Origin of the sequence: Phreatobacter sp. (assembly GCF_027532945.1) — a bacterium.
In the GTDB taxonomy this organism is placed as follows: domain Bacteria; phylum Pseudomonadota; class Alphaproteobacteria; order Rhizobiales; family Phreatobacteraceae; genus Phreatobacter.
Window position 1 is genome coordinate 83,491 of the sequence record NZ_JAPZTZ010000001.1, and the last position, 19,962, is coordinate 103,452.

A 19,962-nucleotide genomic window follows, 5' to 3' on the forward strand; every position below is an offset into this window, starting at 1 on the left:
GCCTCAGCCCGTGGCGGCGAGCCCCTCGCGCGCCCAGGCCTCGCGCTTGCGATAGATAGTGGAGGGGCTGATCTCCAGGGCCGCGGCGGCGCGGGACAGGTTGCCGTCGAAGGCGGCGAGCGCATCCTCGATGATCCGCTTCTCCTGGACCCAGAAGGGCTCGATCTGGGTCGGTGCCAGGAGGGTCTGCGCGGGAGCGACCACGGCCGGCGCGGCTGCGACCGGCTGCGAGCCATGCGCGAGCGCCAGCGGCAGCATCGCCGCGGTCACGCGATCGCCGTCATGCATCACCACCAGGCGGCGAATGACGTTCTGCAGCTGACGGACATTGCCCGGCCAGGCGAAGCCGGAGACGATGGCCAGCGCCGCCATGTCGAAGCCGCGGAAATGCCGGCCCTCCTCCGCGGAGAAACGGGCCAGGAAGGCCTCGGCCAGGGCGACGACGTCGTCGCCGCGCTTGCGCAGCGGCGGCAGGTGCAGCGGCAGCACGCAGAGCCGGTAATAGAGATCCTCGCGGAAGCGCCCGGCGGTGACATCGGCCAGCGGATCGCGGTTGGTGGCGCAGACGAAGCGGACATCGACCTTGCGGAGCTTCGTGTCGCCGACGCGGCGGACCTCGCCGGTCTGGATGAAGCGCAGCAGCTTGGTCTGCAGCGCGAGGTCCATCTCGCAGATCTCGTCGAGGAAGAGCGTGCCGCCATCGGCGAGTTCGGCGGCGCCCGGCCGGTCCTCGGTGGCGCCGGTGAAGGCGCCCTTCACATGGCCGAAGATCTCGCTCTCCATGAGATCCTTGGGGATCGCGCCGCAATTGATGGCGACGAAACGGTCGCGCAGTCGTCCCGAGCGGCCGTGGATCGCCTGCGCCGTGACCTCCTTGCCAGTGCCGCTCTCGCCGGTGACGAAGACCGGCGCCTTCGAGGGGGCGACGCGGCGGATATGCTCATAGAGCTCGCGCATGGCGGGCGAAGAGCCGATGAAACCTTCAAAATCAGCGAGGCTGCCGGCCTCTCGCGCCACCGGCTTCACGGCCGGCCGCTCGTCGGCCATCAGCCGCTCTGCGCGCCGCACCCATTCGGCCGGGGACAGCGGCACGGCGGCGACGTCGCTGGCGCCTGCCCGCATCGTGTTGACGGCGAGGCCGAGCGACAGGCGGGCGCTGGTGGCGAGGATCGGGCCCTCGTAGCCGGTGAAGCGGATGAGATCGATCGCCTCCTCCGGTGTGCCGCCGGCGCCGTCGAGGCCGAGGACGAGGAGGTCGGGGTCGCGATGGTCGAGGGCGGCGAGGCCCTCGTCGAGGCTCGCTGCCTCGTCACAGGCCGCAATCGTCGCGAGCGCCTTGCAGGCGGTGCGACGGGCGGCAGGTTCCGACTCGATCACGAGAACGCGACGCGGAGGCGCGGGCTCTTCTGGGCCCTCGAAAGGCATCATGGCCGGGCGACCCCTCACACGGACCGGTATGGAGACCCCACTGTGGGCGATCAGGGTAAACGCCGGGTTTCAACTCCCTTGCCGGAACCTTTCATCGCGTCCCGAAACGGAACGGGCCCGCGCATGGCGGGCCCGTGAAAAAGCGATGACACCAAGGGTCAGAGCCGGCCGCCCTCGCCGCCACGGCCTTCGCCGCGACCACCATGGCCACCGTGGCCGCCCCAGCCGCCACCCATTCCACCGCTCATGCCCATGCCCGGGCCCCAGCCCATCCGGCCGCCGCGTTCCATGACGCGTTCGACCCGTCGCTTCTGGGCCTCGTCGAGAGAGGCGTAGAGCGGGCCCGCCGCATCGGCGAGCTTGCGCATGGTGGCAGCGTTGGCCGCCATGCGGTCGGCGGCGGTGCGCAGGCGCTGCACCGGGTCCGGGCGCGCCGCGTCGCGGTTCTCCCGCATCTCCCGCCAGCGCTGCATGCGCTCGGTCATCCGGGCATCGCGCTGGCCGGCCGCCTCGCGCAGCGCGGTTTCAAGGGCGGGCCAATGCCGTTCCTGCTCGGGGGTGAGGCGCAGCATGGCCTTGAGCCCGGCGATCCGCGCGTCGGTCATGGCGGCGCGGTCCTCGGGGTTCATCATGCGACGCCAGCCGGGGCCGCGCGGGCCATCGGCGCCGGGGCCGGCAGCGTCAGGGCCGGGGGGGCCACCCGGCCCCCGCGGACCGGGAGCGGGCTGGGCAAGGGCGGCGGCGGCGAGCGCCATACTGGCGACAACGCCCGCGGCGATGATCCTGGTCTTCATGGTGAAGTCTCCTCGTGGGTCGGCCCCCCGATCCGTTGAGGAGAATCTAGGAGCGCGCGCCCCGCGCCCCTAGTTAAACTTCGTTCATGTGGGTTCGGAGCCCAGTGCCTTGCCGAACTGGGCGAACAATGTCTCCAGCTGGGCGAGCTGCTGGTCCTGCACCTCGCGTCCCGCCTCGAACATCCGCCCCATCGTCGCGGTCCAGGTGTCGGCGGCCTGCTGGCCGAGACTGCGCGGGCCGGCGGCCTCGCCGCTGGTGGGTGGCGGCGGCGCCATCGCGGCGGCGAGCAGCGGATTGGCGGCCTGCATCTGGCGGCCGAGCTCCATCATCTGCTCAAGCCCGGGAATCGGCGGCATGGCGCCGGCGGTCTTGCCCGCCTGCGGGAAGAAGTTGCCGAACATGCCCATCATGCCGCCGACCGGATCGGCGGCGGCCGTCGCTTGCGGCGGCATCATCTTCGCCACCATGGTGGTGATCATCTCGCCGAGCGGGTTCTGCCCACTCATGGCGCCCTTCATCAGCCCGCCCATCAGCATCGAGGCCATGACCGGCATGACCTGCTTCATGGCCTCCTGCTGCAAGCCGGTGGCGAGCGCCGTCTGCTGGGCAATCGCCTGGGAGAGCTCGGGGCCGAAGATGCGGCCGAGCGCCTGCTGGCCCGCCGTCATCATGGTCTGGCCCGCGGCCATGGGCTGCTCGAACATCTGCGCGTAATTGGTGCCGCCGGCGAAGAGACCGAAGAGCTGCGCCATGTCCATGGGAGACTGGGTGGCACGGTTAAGGCCGAGGGAGAAGGCCGGCAGCAGGGCGTCCATCGCCGCCTTCATTTGCTGGGCGCCCATGCCGAACTGGGCCGCCATCTGGTCGAAGCCCTGCTGCTTCTGCGCCTGGGCGAGGATCTCGGCGAGGTTGAACATGGTCGTGGCGCTCCCCTGACGCGGCGATTCCCGCCTGCCGGACATCTAACCACGCCCTCCCGGCCCCGTCACGGGCCGGCGGTCGCGCCCTTTCCGGAGGTGAAGGGCGATTGCGCGGCCGGCGGTGGTGCCGGCTGCGGGGGTTCGGCGGGGGGACGTTCCGCCATCCGGTCGATGACGCGGAAGCAGATCGCCATGGAGAGGATGCCGAAAAGGATGCCGCCCGCCGCCTGGCCGGCGATGATGCCCTCCGCGCCGTGCTGGGGACCTGCGATCCAGGCCCCCGCCATGGCGAAGGGCACGGTGCCGACCGTCGCCCGTGCCCAGTTGAGGGCGGTGGAATAGGTGGGGAAGCCGAGATTGTTGAAGGCGGCGTTGCCGACGAAGACCGCGCCGTTGAAGGCCCAGGCGAGCGAGGCATAGACGCAGAAGAAGGCGATGACCGCCGCCGCCGCGCCGCTGGCGTCGAAGAGGCGCACGACCTGGTCGGAGAGCAGGAGCAGGATCAGCCAGACGGCGATGCCGTAGCAGCTCATGAAGACGAGGCTGTCGACCAGAACCTGGCGCACCCGGTCGTAGCGGCGGGCGCCGACATTCTGGCCCATGATCGGCCCGACCGAGCCCGACAACGCGAAGAAGGCGCCGAAGGCCACCGGCACGAGCCGTCCGAGCACCGCCCAGCCGGCGACCGCCCCGTCGCCATAGCGGGCGATCATGGCGGTGACGATGCCGTTGCCGACGGGGGTGGCGACATTGGTGAGCACCGCCGGCACGGCGATGGCCGCGAGCGGCCGGACATCGTCGATGATGGACTTGATGTGCGGCTTCGCGGTGAGCTGGTGCACGACCGTCACCCCACGCCAGCCGACGATGGCCATGGCGATGCGGGAGATGATCGAGGCGATCGCCGCGCCGTCGACCCCCAGGCCGAGGACGAAGATGAACAGCGGGTCCAGCCCGGCGGTGACAAGGCCGCCCACCAGCGTCACCCACATGGCGCGCCGCGCGTCGCCGACCGCGCGCAGGATGCCTGAATACATCATGCCGAGTCCGAGGAAGACGGTGGCGGGCACGACCATCCAGAGGAAGCGGTCGGCGATGGCGTGGGTGCGGCCGCTGGCGCCGAGCGCTGAGAGGATCTGGCCGGAGACCGGCAGCATCGCCGCCGACAGCACGATCATCACCAGCGCCATCAGCACCAGGCTCGAGGTGGCGAGCCGCCGCGCCTTGTGCCGGTCGCCGGCCCCCAATGCGCGGGAGACGAGGGCCGTCCCGGCGATGGAGAAGCCGATGCCGAAGGAGGTGAGGAAGAACAGCACGGTGCCGGCATAGCCGATGGCCGCCGCCAGCTCCTGTTCGCCGAGCTGGGCGATGTAGAAGAGGTTGAGCAGGTCGACGACGAAAATTGCCATGAGGCCGACCGATCCGGTCAGCGTCATGACGATGACGTGGCGCATCGTCGAGCCCTGCGTGAAGGCTCCGGGCACCCGCGCGGGGGGTGCGGCACTCATCCCGAGAACCGCGTCTCGTCGCTGAGCACGTCCTCGGCCTCGGGGTTGAGGGGCTTGGCCCGACGCTTGGGCTCGGTCAGCGGCACGGGCGTCGGCTTCTGCTGGTGCATGAGGTGGACGCCAGCGAGGATGCCTTCGTGCATCTGGAGTTCCAGTCGCGCTGCGTCGCGCTTGCGCAGGTCGGCGGCGATCTCGCTGGCCGCATCGGGGTCGACGCCAAGGCTCGCCAGCGCCTCCTGGCCGAAGACGAGGGCACTTTCGAAGACCTCCCGCATCTCGTAATCGACGCCCTCGTTGCGCAGGTGGATTGTGTGGCCGCGGTCGAAGGAGCGCACGAAGAGCTTGGCGAGCGGGAATTCGGCTTTGACCAACTCAACGATCTTGTCGGCGGCCTCACGCTTGTCGACGCAGACACAGATGAGGCGCGCCTTGTCGGCGCCGGCCGCGTGGAGAACGTCGAGCCGCGTGCCGTCGCCATAATAGATGCGGAAGCCGAAATTGCCGGCCGCCTGGATCATCTCGACATCGTTGTCGATGATCGACACCTCCGCCTTCTCGGCCAGCAGGCATTGCGAGACCACCTGTCCGAACCGGCCGAAGCCGATCATCAGGACCTCGCCGGTGAGCCCGTCCGCAACCTCGACGCCGTCGAGCGAGGGGCTCTCGTCCTTCGGCATGAGATATTTCAGCCCCATCAGCGCCAGCGGGGTCAGCACCATGGAGATGATCACGATGGCGGTCAGGGTCGCATTGGCGCGCCCGTCGATCAGGCCGGCGCTGGTCGCTGCGGCATAGAGCACGAAGGCGAATTCGCCGCCCTGCGCCATCATCACCGTCCGCTCGACGGCTTCCGCATGGTTCGAGCGGGTGAGCCGGGCGACCGCATAGATGCCGATGGCCTTGGCGACCATGTAGGCGGCGACATAGGTCACGACGAGCCGCCATTCAGCCGCCACCACCGACAGGTCGAGCGACATGCCGACCGCCATGAAGAAGAGCCCGAGCAGGATGCCGCGGAAGGGTTCGACATCCGCCTCCAGCTGGTGGCGGAACGTCGATTCCGACAGAAGCACGCCCGCGAGGAAGGCGCCGAGCGCCATGGACAGGCCGCCCGACTGCAGCGCCAGAGCCGATCCGAGCACCACCAGCAGGGCGGCTGCGGTCATCACCTCGCGCGCGCCTTGAGCGGCCAGGAAGCGGAACAGCGGGTTGAGCAGATAGCGCCCGGCGACGATCAGCGCCGCGATGGAGCCCATGCCGATGGCGACAGCCGTCAGCCGCGAGGCGAGGTTGCCGTCCGCAACGCCCGTCACCGCCGGTGCGAGAAAGGCGACGAGCGCCAGCAGCGGCACGATGGCGAGATCTTCGAGCAGCAGGATGGAGACCATCTTCTGCCCCGGCGGCGTGTTGATCTCGCCGCGCTCCTCCAGCGTCTGCATGACGATGGCGGTGGAGGTGAGGACGAAGCCAGCACCGGCGACGAAGGAAACGGCCGGCGGAAAGCCGCCCGCCATGCCGACCAGCGTCAGCAGGCCGGCGCAGACCCCGACCTGCAGGAGGCCGAGCCCGAAGATCTGCTTCCTGAGGCTCCACAGCCGCGCAGGCCGCATCTCCAGTCCGACGATGAACAGGAACATGACGACGCCGAGTTCGGCGATGTGCAGGATCGCTGCCGGGTCAGAGATGAGCCGCAGGCCGAAGGGGCCGATGACGAGGCCCGCGGCGAGATAGCCGAGGATCGAGCCGAGTCGCGCCTTGCGGAAGAGCGGCACCGCCACCACCGCCGCAGCCAGCAGCGTGACCGCGGGGACGACGAAGGCGGCGGGGGAATGGGCGTCGGCCATCGTGAGCGGACCTGCGTCGGTGAGCGGCGTTTTAGCAGCTTAAGGCGGTGGGGAGCAGAATGCCTACCCCAAACGGGCTCAGCCAGTGCCGCCGACGGTGATCCGTTCCATCTTCAGCGTCGGTTGGCCGACGCCGACCGGTACCCACTGCCCCGCCTTGCCGCAGGTGCCGATGCCGGTGTCGAGGCTCATGTCGTTGCCGACCATGGTGACGCGCTTCATGTCGGCGGGGCCGGAACCGATGAGCATGGCGCCCTTCACCGGCGCGCCGACCTTGCCGTTCTCGATGCGGTAGGCCTCGGTGCACTCGAAGACATATTTGCCGGACGTGATGTCGACCTGGCCGCCGCCGAAACTGACGGCGTAGAGGCCGTTCTTCACGCTGGCGATGATCTCCTCGCGGGTATGGCTCCCCGACAGCATATAGGTGTTGGTCATGCGCGGCATGGGCGCATGGGCGTAGCTCTCGCGCCGTCCGTTGCCGGTGGCCGCGACCCCCATGAGCCGGGCGTTCTGCCGGTCCTGCATGTAGCCGACGAGGCGGCCGTTCTCGATGAGCACGGTACGGTGCGAGGCCGTGCCCTCGTCGTCGATGGAAATGGAGCCGCGGCGGTCGGCGATGGTGCCGTCATCGACGACGGTGACGCCGGGGGCGGCCACCATCTCGCCCATCAGGCCGGCGAAGGCCGACTGGCCCTTGCGGTTGAAGTCGCCTTCCAGGCCGTGGCCCACGGCCTCGTGCAGCATGACGCCCGGCCAGCCTGGCCCGAGAACCACATCCATCTCGCCGGCGGGGGAGGGGATGCTCTCCAGATTGACGAGCGCCTGGCGCAGCGCCTCGTCGACCGCATGCTGCCAGCGTCCCTCGGTGATGAACTCGGCATAGCCGGCGCGCCCGCCAAAGCCGTGGCTGCCCACCTCCTGCCGGTCGCCGGAGCCGGCGACGATGGACACGTTGAGGCGGACCAGCGGACGGATGTCGCGGAAGAGCTCGCCGTCGGGCCGGATGATCTCGACCACCTGCCAGGACGCGGCAAGCGACGCCGTCACCTGCCGCACCTTCGGATCCTTCGCCCGCGCATAGGCGTCGATGGTCTCCAGCAGCTTCACCTTCTCGCCGAAGGCCGGGGCGGACAGCGGGTTGTCGTCGGCATAGAGCCGCACATTCGAGCGGGCGGGCCCCGCAGCGAGCGTCCCGGAATAGCCGCCTGCGACCGCCCGTACCGTTTCCGCGGCGCGCTTCAGCGCGGCTTCCGAGACGTCGGAGGAATGGGCATAGCCCACCGCCTCGCCCTTGACCGAGCGCAGGCCGAAGCCCTGGGCGTTGTCGGTGCCGGCCTGCTTCAGCCGGCCATTGTCGAAGAGCAGCGATTCGGACTGGCGATATTCGAGGAAGAGCTCGCCGTCATCGGCGCCGGTGAGCGCATCGGCCAGCACGGTGCGGGCGATGGCGGGATCGAGCCCGGCGCGGGCAAGGAGGGACTGGTCGGCCATGACGGCTCCGTCGCGGGAGGAACGGGGTTCTGACCGGCTATCTAATGCGAAGGCGGCCCGGGCGCGAGGGGCAGCCCGTCAGGGCAATGCGTCAAAGCCCGGCTTGAAGCCGTTGAGCGACACCGGCACGCCGATTCCCTCTTCCGGCGTCTGGAAGATGATGAAAGTGGCGGTCTGGCCGGTGGAGAGCTGGTTGAGCAGGTTGTCGTCCATCACGACCTCGGCGACGCAGCCCGAGGGCAGGCAGCGCACGAAGCCCGCACGGCCGATATCGGCCGTATCGATCTTGAGGCCGAGGCCGGAGGGCAGCAGCACGCCGAGCGGGGCCAGAACGCGCAGGAGCCGCGCCTTGCCGTCGGCGGTCTTCAGGGCAATCACCGTGAGCGCGACATTCGGCCGGTCCTCGGCGGCGACGTTCTGGACCAGCGCACACTGATCCGAGCGGGAGCCGGGCGGCGTGTCGCAGCGCACCTGCCAGTCGCCATGGGTCGCCCGGACGGCGCCCTGCGCAGCTGCGGGCGCTGAGCCGGCAAGGCCAGCGCACAGCGCCAGGGCCGCGATCCCTCCGGCGAGGGTTGCGCGGTCGAGCGTCCTGCGGGCGATCTGGAACGGCGACATCGGCATCGTCCTTTGTTGCGGAACTTTCGATCGGAGCCTCAGGCGGCTCCCGGGCGTCACCCTTGCACCCCTGCGGACGCGGGAACGCCCTGCGACGGCACGCGAATCGCCCGGACCGCCAAGCGTCGGAACGGACAGCGCGAGGGACCATTCCAAGATCATGGTGTCAAGATTATGCAGCAAATCGCCGAAAGACGGTTGCGTCCAGGTACCGCCGCGCCAGTCGCTGGCGGGGTTTTCGCCCGCGGCTACGGGTTCGGCCTTATGCCGCGGCGGAAGGCCCCAGCCTCTCGTTCGAAAGGCTCTAAAGGGCGCATTGCGAGCATGGCGTTTTTGTGTTTCAAGGGGGCGCACCCCCCGGCCCCTCCCGTTTGGATGAGGCTCTGATCGGAGAGACGTCTCGGATCGTATCGAGGGGAGCCGAAGCCCGGGCGTGCGGTCCTCCGACCCGCCTGGACTGCGACCGGCAGGATCGGGACCGAATGCGACGATTTTCGGTCCATGGATATGGAGCGAAGGACCATGGGTTTGGCGATGCGGAACAGCGCGTCGACGGGTCGGGGCGGCAACGTCTCGCTCGGGATGCGCATGTCGGGCGCCGCGGCGCTCGCGGCCGTTTTGGTGGCGATGCCGGGCGCTGTCCAAGCGCAACAAGGCATGGGCCAACCTGCGCCGGGCGCCCTCGGGTTCCAGGAATCCGCCTCGCCGATCATGGACTTCATCCACTGGTTCCATAACGGCTTCCTGCTGCCGATCATCACCGTGATCTGCATCTTCGTGGCCGGCCTCTTGGGCTACTGCATCTATCGCTTCTCCGAGAAGCGGAACCCCGTCCCCTCGAAGACCACGCACCATGTCGGTCTCGAAGTGGCCTGGACGGTCATCCCGGTCCTCATCCTGATCGTCATCGCGATCCCCTCCTTCCGCCTGCTCTACCAGCAGCAGGTGATCCCGCGCGCCGACATGACCATCAAGGCGACCGGCTCGAGCTGGCGCTGGACCTACGACTATCCGGACCACGGCAATTTCAGCTTCGTGTCGAACATGCAGACGGATGACGAGCGCCGTCAGCGCATCCAGGCTGGAGCGCCGGCGCGCGATGTTCCGCGCCTCCTCGCCGTCGACAACGAGGTCGTCGTTCCCGTGAACAAGACCGTCCGCGTGCAGGTCACCTCCTCCGACGTGATGCACGCCTTCGCGGTGCCCGGCTTCGGCATCAAGGTGGACGCCGTTCCCGGCCGCCTCAACGAGACCTGGTTCCGCGCCACCCGCGAGGGCATCTTCTACGGCCAGTGCTCCGAGCTCTGCGGCAAGGACCACGCCTTCATGCCGATCGCGGTGCGCGTCGTCTCCGAACAGGCCTTCGCCGCCTGGGTCGAGGACGCCAAGAAGAAGTTCGCCGATACCGGCCGGTCGACCACCGTCGCCGCCAACGAGATCGCCACGGCGCGCTGACGCGCCGGCACCCCGTCGAACCTGTTCAGGATCGTAATCACCATGGCAAACGCTCACGCGACCGCCGCCGACCACCACGACGACCACGGCATTCCCACCGGTTGGAAGCGATACGTCTATTCGACCAACCATAAGGACATCGGCACGATGTACCTGATCTTCGCGATCATCGCGGGGCTCATCGGGTTCGCGCTGTCCATCGGCATCCGTCTGGAGCTGATGGAGCCGGGGATGCAGATCTTCTCCAATGCCCACACTTTCAACGTCTTCACCACCGGCCACGGCCTGATCATGATCTTCTTCATGGTCATGCCCGCCCTCATCGGCGGCTTCGCCAACTGGTTCGTGCCGATCATGATCGGCGCGCCGGACATGGCCTTCCCGCGGATGAACAACATCTCGTTCTGGCTGCTGCCCCCGGCCTTCGCCCTGCTGCTGATCTCCCTCTTCGTCGAGGGGCCGACCGGGTTCAACGGCTTCGGCGGCGGCTGGACGGCCTATCCGCCGCTCTCTTCGAAGATGGGCCATCCGGGCCCGGCCATGGACTTCGCGATCCTGTCGCTCCACATCGCTGGCGCCTCGTCCATCCTCGGCGCCATCAACTTCATCACCACCATCTTCAACATGCGCGCCCCGGGCATGACGCTGCACAAGATGCCGCTCTTCGCCTGGTCGGTGCTGGTCACGGCCTTCCTGCTGCTGCTGTCGCTGCCGGTTCTCGCCGGCGCCATCACCATGCTGCTGACCGACCGCAACTTCGGCACGACCTTCTTCGATCCGGCCGGCGGTGGTGACCCGATCCTCTACCAGCACCTCTTCTGGTTCTTCGGCCATCCGGAAGTGTACATCCTGATCCTGCCCGCCTTCGGCATCGTCAGCCACATCGTCGCGACCTTCTCGAAGAAGCCCGTCTTCGGCTATCTCGGCATGGCCTATGCCATGGTCGCGATCGGCGTCGTCGGCTTCATCGTCTGGGCCCACCACATGTACACGGCGGGCCTGTCGGTCACGACCCAGGCCTATTTCGTCGCCGCCACCATGGTCATCGCGGTGCCCACCGGCGTGAAGATCTTCTCCTGGATCGCCACGATGTGGGGCGGCTCCATCCGCATGGCGACGCCCATGCTCTGGGCCGTCGGCTTCATCTTCCTGTTCACCGTCGGTGGCGTCACCGGCGTCGTCCTCGCCAATGCCGGCGTCGACCGCGCCCTGCACGACACCTACTACGTGGTCGCGCACTTCCACTACGTTCTGTCGCTTGGCGCCGTGTTCGCCATCTTCGCCGGCTGGTACTACTGGTTCCCGAAGATGTTCGGCTACATGTACTCCGAGTTCATCGGCAAGCTGCACTTCTGGGTCACCTTCATCGGCGTGAACCTGATCTTCTTCCCGCAGCACTTCCTCGGCCTGCAGGGCATGCCCCGCCGCTACGCCGACTATCCCGACGCCTTCGCCTTGTGGAACTACGTCTCGTCGGTCGGCTCCTACATTGCCGCCGTCGGCGTGGTGATCTTCCTCGTCGGCGTGGTGCACGCCTTCGTCCGCAAGCAGAAGGTGGGCGAGAACCCCTGGGGCGAGGGTGCGACGACGCTGGAGTGGACGCTGTCCTCACCGCCGCCGTTCCACCAGTTCGAAGAGCTGCCGCGGATCCGCTGATCGGACCCCGCGAACCGAGGCCCGGAGCCACCGCCCCGGGCCTCGTCACCGACCAGGGGAGCCGCTATCCCGCGGCTTCCGCCCCTTCCTGACCCCGAGCCCGCCTTGTCCCTCGTCGACGACAGCACCGCAGCGAACCGCGCCGCCCTGGTCAGCCAGGCCGGGCCGCAGGATTTCATCGCGCTCCTGAAGCCGCGGGTGATGTCGCTGGTGGTCTTCACCGCCTTGACCGGCCTCGTGATCGCGCCGGGCGGCCTGCATCCGGTTCTCGCTGCCGTCAGCCTGCTCTGCATCGCCGTCGGCGCCGGCGCCTCGGGCGCCCTCAACATGTGGTACGACGCCGACGTCGACGCGCTGATGTCGCGCACCGCGACCCGTCCGATCCCCTCCGGCCGCGTCGCGCCGGCCGAGGCCCTCGGCTTCGGCCTCGTCCTCTCCGTCCTGTCCGTGTTGATGCTCGGCCTTGCCGCCAACTGGCTGGCGGCCTTCCTCCTCGGCTTCACCATCTTCTTCTATGCCGTCGTCTACACGATGTGGCTGAAGCGCTGGACGCCGCAGAACATCGTCATCGGCGGTGCTGCTGGTGCCTTCCCGCCGATGATCGGCTGGGCCGCGGTGACCGGCTCGGTGTCGCTCGAGTCGATCATCCTGTTCCTCATCATCTTCATCTGGACGCCGCCCCATTTCTGGGCGCTCGCGCTGCTGAAGTCCGAGGATTATGCCCGTGCCGGCATTCCGATGATGCCGGTCGCCTACGGCGAGGCCGAAACGCGCAAGCAGATCCTGCTCTACAGCATCGTGCTGGCGCCGGTTGGCGTCGCGCCCTCCCTTCTCGGCTTTGCCGGACTGACCTACGGCCTCGTCGCCGCTGCCGGTGGCCTCGGCATGATCTGGTGCGCCATCGGGATCATGCGCCACCGCGAGGGTGGGGCGGCCCGCAAGGCCTCCGGCCGCATGTTCGGCTTCTCGATCCTCTATCTCTTCGGCCTCTTCGCGGTGCTCCTTGTGGAGCATCTCGTCCTGGCCCGGTTCTGGTGAGGGCGCCATGAGCGAACCGTCCACCACCCAGCCGACCTCCGCACCCGGCATCATCCTCACCCCCGAGGAGAAGCGCCGCCAGCGGCAGCGCAATATCGCCATCGCCTTCGGCCTCGGGGCGCTCTGTGTCCTTTTCTGGGTGGTCACCCTGGTCAAGGGTTCGGCCATCCTGCAGCGTCCGATGTGAGGCCGGCATGAGCGTCACGACAACCACGCCCCGGAACTGGAAGCGCGACGTCAAGGTGGCGCTGTCCGCCTTCGCCTTCGGCGCCACGATGTTCGGCGCGGCTTATGCCGCGGTGCCTCTCTACGACCTGTTCTGCCGCGTCACCGGTTTCGGCGGCACGACCATGCGCGCCGAGCGCCCCGCCGACCGCGTGATCGACCATCCGATCGATGTCCGCTTCGATTCGAACATCGGCGCCGGCCTTCCCTGGCGCTTCCAGGTGGACACCGCTCGCCAGAGCATCAAGGCCGGCGAGACCCACACGATGACCTATACGGTCACCAACCGGTCGAACGAGGCGGTGACGGGCATGGCGACCTACAACGTCGCGCCCAACGAGACCGGTCGCTACTTCAACAAGCTGCAATGCTTCTGCTTCACCGAGCAGACCCTCGCCCCCGGCGAGACGCGCGAGTTCACGGTGGTGTATTTCGTTGATCCGGCCATCGCCGACGATCCGAACGCCAACACCGCGAACACCATCACGCTGAGCTACACCTTCTACCGCCAGGCCCAGCCGAAGCCGGTCGCCCAGACGACCAGCCCGGCCACGACCCAGCGGACAAACTGACCAATCGCCGCGGCGCCTGGCGTCGCGGAGAGGAGACGGAGACTTCCATGGCCGAGGCCCACGCCAAGCATCACGACTACCACCTGGTGCCACTCAGCCCCTGGCCCTTCCTGGGCTCGATGTCGGCCTTCGTCATGGCGGTCGGCGCCGTGATGTGGATGAAGCACATGCCGGTCGCCGGCCTGCAGCTCGGCTGGGTGGTGTTCTTCGCCGGCCTGATCGGCGTGCTCTACACCATGTTCGGCTGGTGGTCGGATGTGATCCGCGAGGGTCAGGAGGGTCACCACACCCGCGTCGTGTCCCTGCACCTGCGCTACGGCATGATCATGTTCATCGCCTCCGAGGTGATGTTCTTTGTCGCCTGGTTCTGGGCCTATTTCGACGCCGCCTTCTTCCCCGGTGAGGCGATCCAGTACCAGCGCACCGAGCTGACCGGCGGTCACTGGCCGCCGAAGGGCATCGAGACTTTCAACCCGTTGCAGCTCCCGCTGCTCGGCACCCTCGTCCTGCTGCTCTCGGGCACCACGGTCACCGCCGCCCACCATTACATCGTCACCGGTGAGCGCGAGCAGGCCAAGATGTACCTGTGGTTCACGGTCATCCTCGGCGCCCTCTTCACCTGCCTCCAGGTCTATGAGTACAGCCACGCTCATTTCGCCTTCTCGGGCAACATCTACGGCGCCACCTTCTTCATGGCGACCGGCTTCCACGGTTTCCACGTCGTGGTCGGCACCATCTTCCTGTTGGTCTGCGTGATGCGCCTCTACAAGGAGACGCACCTGACCGCCGAGAAGCATTTCGGCTTCGAGGCGGCGGCCTGGTACTGGCACTTCGTCGACGTGGTCTGGCTGTTCCTTTTCGCCGCCATCTATGTCTGGGGCCACGACTGGTCGGGCCGCGCGCTCGCCGGTGCCGTCGGCCACTGACGCCGCATCACCTGAGATCGATGAGGGCGGCCGCGGGCCGCCCTTTTCGTTTGGCAGTCGGCTCACGGCCTTGTCATATGGCCGGCGCTGGCTTCCGTGCCTTGATGGCCAGCCGACCCGCAGCGAGGACCGCCGATGGAGCTGACGCGCCGCATGTTCACCCTGGGTCTCACCGCGCTCGCAGCGCCCGCCGTCCTGCCGTCGGCCGCCTTCGCGCGTATCCCGGTCGAACGCGCCTATCGTCATGTCCTCGCCAACGGCATGGAGGCGATCGCGATTCCCGATCACCGCGTGCCGGTGGTCACCCACATGCTCTGGTACAAGGTCGGATCGGCGGACGAGGAGAAGGGCAAGTCCGGCCTCGCCCATTTCCTCGAGCACCTGATGTTCAAGGGCACGCACAGGAACCCCGCTCCAGTCTTCTCCCGCGCCGTGACGGCGGCGGGCGGCCAGGAGAACGCCTTCACCTCCTATGATTATACCGGCTATTTCCAGCGCATCGTCGCCGACCAGCTCCCCGCCATGATGGGTTTCGAGGCCGATCGCATGAGCGGCCTCGTCCTGACCGATGCCGTCGTCCTGCCTGAGCGCGACGTGGTGCTGGAGGAGCGCCGCCAGCGTATCGACAACGATCCCGGTGCGCGCCTCGGCGAGCGCATGCAGGCCCGCCTTTGGGGAGAGGACCACCCCTACGGCATCCCGATCATCGGCTTCGAGTCAGAGATCCGGAAGCTGAACCTCGACGACGCCATGACCTTCTACCGGCGCCATTACGCACCGAACAACGCCATCCTCGTCATCGCCGGCGACGTGACGCCGGAGACCGTCTTCCGCCTCGCCGAGGAGACCTACGGCAAGGCCGACGCCAACCCCGCCATCCGGTCGCGCAGCCGCCCGCCGGCTGCCGCACGTGAGGCCCGCGAGACGGTGCGCCTGGCCGATCCGCGGGTGCGCCAGCCGAGCCTCAGCCTCAGCCAGGTCGTGCCATCCTACATGACGGCCAAGCCCGGCGAGGCCGAGGCCTTCGAACTCCTGTCGCAAGTGGTCGGCGCCTCGCCCAACGGGCGGCTCTACAAGACCCTCGTCAGCGACCGCGGCCTCGCGGTGAGCGCCGGCTGCTGGTACGCCGGCACCGCACTCGGCGATGGCCGTTTCGGCATCCATGCCTCGCCGCGTCCCGGCGTCGCGCTCGATGCGCTGGAGACCGGCCTGCTCGAGGTCGCCGCCCGCATCGCGGCCGAGGGAGTCACTGACGAGGAGCTGGAGCGCGCCCGCACCCGGATCATCGCCGATACCATCTATTCCCAGGACAGCCAGGCCTCGATGGCGCGCATGTATGGCGCGGCCCTGTCGTGCGGTGGCACCCTCGCTGACCTCCAGCAATGGGTCGAGCGGGTGCGTGCTGTCGATCGCCGGCAGGTCAACGATCTCGCGCCGCGCGCCTTCGATTTCAGCCGCGCCGTGAGCGGCGAACTCATCCGGGCGGAGCGCAGCTGATGCGGCCCGCCCTCGCCTGGCTCGCTGCCGGAACCCTTGCCATGCTTGCCTCGCTCTCGCCGACCCCGCCCGCCCAGGCCCAGCCCCAGGGGGGCAGGGACCAGGGGAGCCGCGTCCAGCGTGTCACCTCGCCCGGCGGCATCGAGGCGTGGCTCGTCCGGCAGACGCATCTTCCGGTCCTCGCCCTGTCCTTCGCCATGAAGGGCGGCACGGCCCAGGACCCGCAGGGCCGCGCGGGCACGGCCAACATGGTCGCCGCCATGATGGACGAGGGCGCCGGCGATCTCGATGCCGAGACCTTCAGCGCCCGCCTTCAGGACCGGGCCATCGAGATCAGCTTCGCCGCGAGCCGCGACACCTTCTCCGGCTCGATGCGCACCCTCACCGACAACCGTGCCGAGGCCGCAGCGCTCCTGCGGATGGCGCTCACCGTCCCGCGTTTCGACGCCGCCCCGCTGGAGCGCATCCGTCAGGCCGTACTCGCCTCCATCCGCCGCGGCTCGACCACGCCCGGCACGATCGCCAGCGACCTGTTCTGGTCGACGGCCTTTCCCGGCCATCCCTATGGCCGCCGGTCCGCCGGAACCGTGGACAGCGTCGAGGCCATCACCGTCGAGGACCTGCGCGACCTCCACGGCCGGGTGCTGGCCCGCGAGCATCTGAAGGTCGCGGTGGTCGGCGATATCACGACGGAAGAGCTCGGACCTCTGCTCGACGAGATCTTCGGCGCGCTGCCCGCCAAGGCGCGGCTGACGGCCGTGCCCTCCGTCGCCATGGCCGGCCTCGGCGAGCGCCGCGTCGTGCCCCTCGACGTGCCGCAGGCGACCATCTCCTTCGGCTTGCCCGGTGTCACCCGCGAGGACCCGGATTTCATCACCGCCTTCGTGCTCAATCATATCCTCGGCGGTGGCGGCTTCTCCTCGCGGCTCTACCAGGAGGTCCGCGAGAAGCGGGGCCTCGCCTATTCCGTCTCCTCCGGCATCGCCGCCCTGGACGCGGCCGGCATGGTCACCGGCGGCACCTCGACGCGCAACGACCGCGCCGCCGAGAGCCTCGCCGTTATCACCGCCGAGCTGAAGCGCATGGGCGCCGAGGGGCCCACGGCGATCGAGCTCGAACAGGCCAAGCGCTATCTCATCGGCTCCTGGGCCCTGCGCTTCGAGACCTCCATCCAGATCGCCTCGAACCTCATCCGGATCCAGCTCGACGGGCTCGGCATCGACTATCTCGATCAGCGCAACGCCCTCATCGAGGCGGTGAGCCTCGACGACGTGAAGCGGGTGGCGAAGCGCCTCTTCGCCGACCCGCGGATGCTGGTCGTGGTGGTGGGCAAGCCCGAGGGCATGTGAGGCCCCGTCAGCCCTCACGGGCGCTGCCCAAGGATCATCCTGACGAGGCCAGCCGTCCAGCGACCGCGGCCCCAGCAGGGCAGGCCACGACGATTCAGCGCTTCCGCGACTGCGTCATGGCTCAGCCCTGACCGCATCATGCCGGTGACGAGCGGATGGATCGCATCCACATAGGCCTCGAAGATCGCGGCCGTTTCCGCCCTCCGGTGTTTGGCCGTCTGGTGCTTGGCGGTCCGGCAGGCCGCGGAAGGGCTCGCGGCGCGGGACTGGGCGCGAGCCTCCCGTTCAGTCACCGGCCGCCGCGGTCGCGCCAGGACGGGCAGGCCGCGGTGTCGCTGAGGCAGACCATGTTCTCCGTCCCGCCCTCGCTCATGGCGAAGCGGACGGCATCGCGGCGCTGCGTGAAGAGGCCTTCCGCAAGGCCGTGCGTTTCCCGCGCGATCCACAACCCGTCCTCCGATGGGCAGACGATGAAGATCTTGGCGCCGGGGCTTTGGCGATGGGGCATGGCGGTCACCCCTGCCAGGTCAGGGTGACGCGTGCCGCGACGACCCCGATGACGAGGAGCGCGAGGCCGATGGCGACCAGGAGGCTGTGGCCGACCTCACGCCAGAGGCCGGGTGACGCCGGCTGGTTACGGGTGCGGATGACGGGCCTCATGGCCCTCAGAACGATGCGGTGACGTGCGATGGGGATCATGGCGGTGCCCTCCTCAGGGACCGCCGTGACCATCGCCGCGCCAGGCGCCAAGGCGCCATATCGATGGGGCCGGCAAGCGCAAAGGCTGCGTAAAGTCAGCGCCCCTTGAGACGCTGCCGCGCGAAGACGACGAAGACGCCGACGAGCGTCAGGGCGAGGCCGTACCAGGTGACGGCATATTCGAGATGGCGGTTCGTAAAGCTCAGCCGCGTCTCGCCGCCGACCGGCCAGCCGCCCGCCACCGCTGTCGCGTCGGCGTCCACGGAGAAGGGCGCTGTCGTGGTTGCGGCCAGCCCCTGCGTCCGCGCGATCACCGCGAGGTCGCGGGTGTAGAAGATGCGCCGCACCGTGTCGTCCACCGCCGCGAAGGCGCTGCGCGCCTCGGGGAAGCGAACCAGCCCGGTAATGGTCACATCCCCCGCGGCAAGCCCCTCCCTGCGGGATGCGGGATCACGGCGCTCGGTCGGCACGAAGCCGCGATTGACGATGACGCTGGACCCGTCGGCGAGGACCAGCGGCGTGAGCACGAAATAGCCCTGGCCGGTTGGGCGGTTCCGGTCGGCCTGGCGGCTGTCGCCGGCCACGTGGAAGAGATAGGCCTCGGCCTCGTGGCGAAAGCGGCCCGACACCGTGACGCGCCGATATTCGTCGCGCTCGGCGCTCATCGTCGCCCAGGCCTCGCGGCCCGGCACCAGCACGGGCGCGGCGCGGCTGCGCTCCTCCACCTGCGCGATAAGGCTGGTCTTCCAGGCAAGGCGCGTGAGCTGCCAGGTGCCGAGTGTCACCAGGATCGCGAGGGTCACGAGGGCAACCACCCCCGGCACCACCAGGCTTTTCAGCCGCTCGGCGCGCGGACGGTCGGGAGCGGACATGTCGGATACGGTCATTCCGGTCAGATAGGGTCAGGCATCCCCGCTGTCGAGCCGGCCTTCTCGCGCATTGTTGCGATACTGGAGCGCGATCATCAGTCCCTTCATCGGCCGCAGCAGCCCAAGGCAGACGATCAGCACCATCGGCCCGAAGATCAGCGCATGGACCCAGAAGGGCGGCGTGTACTTCACCTCCACCACCAGGGCTGCGCCGCAAATCAGAAATCCGGCGAGGAGGATGACGAAGACGGCCGGCCCGTCGCCGGATTCGGCGAAGGCGAAGTCGAGGCCGCAGGCGCTGCATCTGGGCTTCACCGACAGGAAACCGTCGAACAGATGGCCCTCGCCGCAGCGCGGGCAGCGCCCTTTCAGCCCGGTCGAGACAGGCGACTGGTCCTGGTAATAGGTCATGGGCGGCCTCCTGAAAGCCTTCTAGACCCCCGCGCGGCACAAACCAATTTGTAACCCTGCGGATGATCGGAGCCGATCCGCGGCAATATCGCCGGATTTTCACGGTCACCCAGACGCGGCGTTAACCGCTTCTTCAAGGCTCAACGGCATTTTCGTACCGAACGCCGCCTAGCGTGCGGTTCAACGTAACTTTCCCAGCGGTGCGCTGAAGCAGCGCCGGCGTTTGGAGCAGTGTGATGGCTGTTGACCTCTCGATGCCGATCCTCGTGGTCGATGATTACAACACGATGATCCGCATCATCCGTAACCTCCTGAAGCAGCTCGGCTTCGATGACATCGACGACGCGTCCGACGGCTCGGCCGCGCTCGCCAAGATGAAGGAGAAGAAGTACGGCCTCGTGATCTCCGACTGGAACATGGAGCCGATGACCGGCTACGAGCTCCTGAAGGAGGTTCGCGCCGACGGTTCCCTGTCCCGCACGCCCTTCATCATGGTCACCGCCGAGTCGAAGACGGAGAACGTCATCGCGGCGAAGAAGGCCGGCGTGAACAACTACATCGTGAAGCCTTTCAACGCCCAGACGCTGAAGGCCAAGATCGACGCGGTCTTCGCCGACTGAGAACGGCCCATTGGCGGTCAACGCCCCGTCGACTGCCC

At 68.3% G+C, this 19,962-nt stretch carries 20 protein-coding genes; 9 read left to right on the forward strand and 11 right to left on the reverse strand.

The genetic code is table 11. The annotated features are described in order from the left end of the window. Window positions 1-3: 3 nt before the first annotated feature. The 7 genes from O9344_RS00415 to O9344_RS00445 form a co-directional block, all read right to left on the reverse strand. The gene (locus O9344_RS00415; RefSeq protein WP_298471449.1) at window positions 4-1,377 is read right to left on the reverse strand and encodes a sigma-54 dependent transcriptional regulator; all 1,374 of its coding nucleotides are present in this window, start codon (window positions 1,375-1,377) and stop codon (window positions 4-6) included. 209 nt (window positions 1,378-1,586) lie between these two features. Next, the gene (locus O9344_RS00420; RefSeq protein ID WP_298471451.1) at window positions 1,587-2,222 is read right to left on the reverse strand and encodes a Spy/CpxP family protein refolding chaperone; all 636 of its coding nucleotides are present in this window, start codon (window positions 2,220-2,222) and stop codon (window positions 1,587-1,589) included. Between the two features lie 84 nt (window positions 2,223-2,306). Beyond that, on the reverse strand, window positions 2,307-3,140 hold the full coding sequence (locus O9344_RS00425; RefSeq protein WP_298471454.1) for a DUF937 domain-containing protein: 834 nt from the start codon (window positions 3,138-3,140) through the stop codon (window positions 2,307-2,309). A 68-nt stretch (window positions 3,141-3,208) separates the two neighbouring features. Continuing rightward, on the reverse strand, window positions 3,209-4,651 hold the full coding sequence (locus O9344_RS00430; protein ID WP_298471457.1) for an MATE family efflux transporter: 1,443 nt from the start codon (window positions 4,649-4,651) through the stop codon (window positions 3,209-3,211). Continuing rightward, complete coding sequence (locus O9344_RS00435; RefSeq protein ID WP_298471459.1) at window positions 4,648-6,495, reverse strand: monovalent cation:proton antiporter-2 (CPA2) family protein; 1,848 nt, start codon at window positions 6,493-6,495, stop codon at window positions 4,648-4,650. The genes O9344_RS00430 and O9344_RS00435 overlap by 4 nt, the downstream gene beginning before the upstream one ends. A gap of 78 nt (window positions 6,496-6,573) precedes the next feature. Next, the gene (tldD, locus tag O9344_RS00440) at window positions 6,574-7,989 is read right to left on the reverse strand and encodes a metalloprotease TldD (protein ID WP_298471462.1); all 1,416 of its coding nucleotides are present in this window, start codon (window positions 7,987-7,989) and stop codon (window positions 6,574-6,576) included. 78 nt (window positions 7,990-8,067) lie between these two features. Beyond that, a complete protein-coding gene (locus O9344_RS00445) occupies window positions 8,068-8,607 on the reverse strand; it encodes an invasion associated locus B family protein (RefSeq protein WP_298471464.1) in 540 nt (179 codons plus the stop codon). A gap of 657 nt (window positions 8,608-9,264) precedes the next feature. Between O9344_RS00445 and coxB the strand changes: the two genes are divergently transcribed. The 8 genes from coxB (at window position 9,265) to O9344_RS00485 (ending at window position 17,325) form a co-directional block, all read left to right on the forward strand. Further along, complete coding sequence (coxB, locus tag O9344_RS00450; RefSeq protein ID WP_363321894.1) at window positions 9,265-10,062, forward strand: cytochrome c oxidase subunit II; 798 nt, start codon at window positions 9,265-9,267, stop codon at window positions 10,060-10,062. 42 nt (window positions 10,063-10,104) lie between these two features. Then, window positions 10,105-11,718, forward strand: a complete 1,614-nt coding sequence (gene ctaD / locus O9344_RS00455; RefSeq protein WP_298471466.1) for a cytochrome c oxidase subunit I — start codon at window positions 10,105-10,107, stop codon at window positions 11,716-11,718. Between the two features lie 105 nt (window positions 11,719-11,823). Continuing rightward, the gene (locus tag O9344_RS00460) at window positions 11,824-12,756 is read left to right on the forward strand and encodes a heme o synthase (protein WP_298471468.1); all 933 of its coding nucleotides are present in this window, start codon (window positions 11,824-11,826) and stop codon (window positions 12,754-12,756) included. Window positions 12,757-12,763: 7 nt separating this feature from the next. After that, a complete protein-coding gene (locus O9344_RS00465; protein ID WP_298471471.1) occupies window positions 12,764-12,943 on the forward strand; it encodes a CoxF protein in 180 nt (59 codons plus the stop codon). Between the two features lie 7 nt (window positions 12,944-12,950). Continuing rightward, window positions 12,951-13,553 carry a cytochrome c oxidase assembly protein gene (locus tag O9344_RS00470; RefSeq protein ID WP_298471475.1) on the forward strand — a complete coding sequence of 201 codons (603 nt, stop codon included), beginning with the start codon at window positions 12,951-12,953 and terminating at the stop codon, window positions 13,551-13,553. 47 nt (window positions 13,554-13,600) lie between these two features. Continuing rightward, window positions 13,601-14,479, forward strand: a complete 879-nt coding sequence (locus O9344_RS00475; RefSeq protein WP_298471478.1) for a cytochrome c oxidase subunit 3 — start codon at window positions 13,601-13,603, stop codon at window positions 14,477-14,479. A 135-nt stretch (window positions 14,480-14,614) separates the two neighbouring features. Then, the gene (locus O9344_RS00480) at window positions 14,615-15,976 is read left to right on the forward strand and encodes a pitrilysin family protein (protein ID WP_298471481.1); all 1,362 of its coding nucleotides are present in this window, start codon (window positions 14,615-14,617) and stop codon (window positions 15,974-15,976) included. Next, window positions 15,976-17,325, forward strand: a complete 1,350-nt coding sequence (locus O9344_RS00485) for a pitrilysin family protein (protein ID WP_298471484.1) — start codon at window positions 15,976-15,978, stop codon at window positions 17,323-17,325. Before O9344_RS00480 ends, O9344_RS00485 begins: the two co-directional genes overlap by 1 nt. Before the next feature lie 289 nt (window positions 17,326-17,614). On the opposite strand, the gene O9344_RS00490 is transcribed toward O9344_RS00485, so the two are convergent. The 4 genes from O9344_RS00490 to O9344_RS00505 all read right to left on the reverse strand — a co-directional run bounded on the left by O9344_RS00490 (window position 17,615) and on the right by O9344_RS00505 (window position 19,304). Further along, a complete protein-coding gene (locus O9344_RS00490; protein ID WP_298471486.1) occupies window positions 17,615-17,833 on the reverse strand; it encodes a hypothetical protein in 219 nt (72 codons plus the stop codon). 5 nt (window positions 17,834-17,838) lie between these two features. Then, window positions 17,839-18,024 carry a hypothetical protein gene (locus O9344_RS00495; RefSeq protein WP_298471491.1) on the reverse strand — a complete coding sequence of 62 codons (186 nt, stop codon included), beginning with the start codon at window positions 18,022-18,024 and terminating at the stop codon, window positions 17,839-17,841. 95 nt (window positions 18,025-18,119) lie between these two features. Further along, window positions 18,120-18,896 carry an SURF1 family protein gene (locus tag O9344_RS00500; RefSeq protein ID WP_298471494.1) on the reverse strand — a complete coding sequence of 259 codons (777 nt, stop codon included), beginning with the start codon at window positions 18,894-18,896 and terminating at the stop codon, window positions 18,120-18,122. 30 nt (window positions 18,897-18,926) lie between these two features. Next, window positions 18,927-19,304 carry a DUF983 domain-containing protein gene (locus tag O9344_RS00505; RefSeq protein ID WP_298471497.1) on the reverse strand — a complete coding sequence of 126 codons (378 nt, stop codon included), beginning with the start codon at window positions 19,302-19,304 and terminating at the stop codon, window positions 18,927-18,929. Between the two features lie 236 nt (window positions 19,305-19,540). Here O9344_RS00505 and O9344_RS00510 point away from each other — a divergent pair, with 236 nt between their 5' ends. Further along, window positions 19,541-19,924 (forward strand): response regulator, encoded by a 384-nt coding sequence (locus O9344_RS00510; RefSeq protein ID WP_273512497.1) that lies wholly within the window; start codon window positions 19,541-19,543, stop codon window positions 19,922-19,924. The last annotated feature ends 38 nt before the right edge of the window (window positions 19,925-19,962 follow it).

Excerpts from the sequence above, each read along its gene's own strand:
- O9344_RS00420 (WP_298471451.1), bottom strand. The coding sequence starts at position 2,222 with ATGAAGACCAGGATCATCGCCGCGGGCGTTGTCGCCAGTATGGCGCTC.
- O9344_RS00425 (WP_298471454.1), bottom strand. The coding sequence starts at position 3,140 with ATGTTCAACCTCGCCGAGATCCTCGCCCAGGCGCAGAAGCAGCAGGGC.
- O9344_RS00430 (WP_298471457.1), bottom strand. The coding sequence starts at position 4,651 with ATGAGTGCCGCACCCCCCGCGCGGGTGCCCGGAGCCTTCACGCAGGGC.
- O9344_RS00435 (WP_298471459.1), bottom strand. The coding sequence starts at position 6,495 with ATGGCCGACGCCCATTCCCCCGCCGCCTTCGTCGTCCCCGCGGTCACG.
- tldD (WP_298471462.1), bottom strand. The coding sequence starts at position 7,989 with ATGGCCGACCAGTCCCTCCTTGCCCGCGCCGGGCTCGATCCCGCCATC.
- O9344_RS00445 (WP_298471464.1), bottom strand. The coding sequence starts at position 8,607 with ATGTCGCCGTTCCAGATCGCCCGCAGGACGCTCGACCGCGCAACCCTC.
- coxB (WP_363321894.1), top strand. The coding sequence starts at position 9,265 with ATGGGCCAACCTGCGCCGGGCGCCCTCGGGTTCCAGGAATCCGCCTCG.
- ctaD (WP_298471466.1), top strand. The coding sequence starts at position 10,105 with ATGGCAAACGCTCACGCGACCGCCGCCGACCACCACGACGACCACGGC.
- O9344_RS00465 (WP_298471471.1), top strand. The coding sequence starts at position 12,764 with ATGAGCGAACCGTCCACCACCCAGCCGACCTCCGCACCCGGCATCATC.
- O9344_RS00470 (WP_298471475.1), top strand. The coding sequence starts at position 12,951 with ATGAGCGTCACGACAACCACGCCCCGGAACTGGAAGCGCGACGTCAAG.
- O9344_RS00475 (WP_298471478.1), top strand. The coding sequence starts at position 13,601 with ATGGCCGAGGCCCACGCCAAGCATCACGACTACCACCTGGTGCCACTC.
- O9344_RS00480 (WP_298471481.1), top strand. The coding sequence starts at position 14,615 with ATGGAGCTGACGCGCCGCATGTTCACCCTGGGTCTCACCGCGCTCGCA.
- O9344_RS00485 (WP_298471484.1), top strand. The coding sequence starts at position 15,976 with ATGCGGCCCGCCCTCGCCTGGCTCGCTGCCGGAACCCTTGCCATGCTT.
- O9344_RS00490 (WP_298471486.1), bottom strand. The coding sequence starts at position 17,833 with ATGCCCCATCGCCAAAGCCCCGGCGCCAAGATCTTCATCGTCTGCCCA.
- O9344_RS00495 (WP_298471491.1), bottom strand. The coding sequence starts at position 18,024 with ATGATCCCCATCGCACGTCACCGCATCGTTCTGAGGGCCATGAGGCCC.
- O9344_RS00500 (WP_298471494.1), bottom strand. The coding sequence starts at position 18,896 with ATGTCCGCTCCCGACCGTCCGCGCGCCGAGCGGCTGAAAAGCCTGGTG.
- O9344_RS00505 (WP_298471497.1), bottom strand. The coding sequence starts at position 19,304 with ATGACCTATTACCAGGACCAGTCGCCTGTCTCGACCGGGCTGAAAGGG.
- O9344_RS00510 (WP_273512497.1), top strand. The coding sequence starts at position 19,541 with ATGGCTGTTGACCTCTCGATGCCGATCCTCGTGGTCGATGATTACAAC.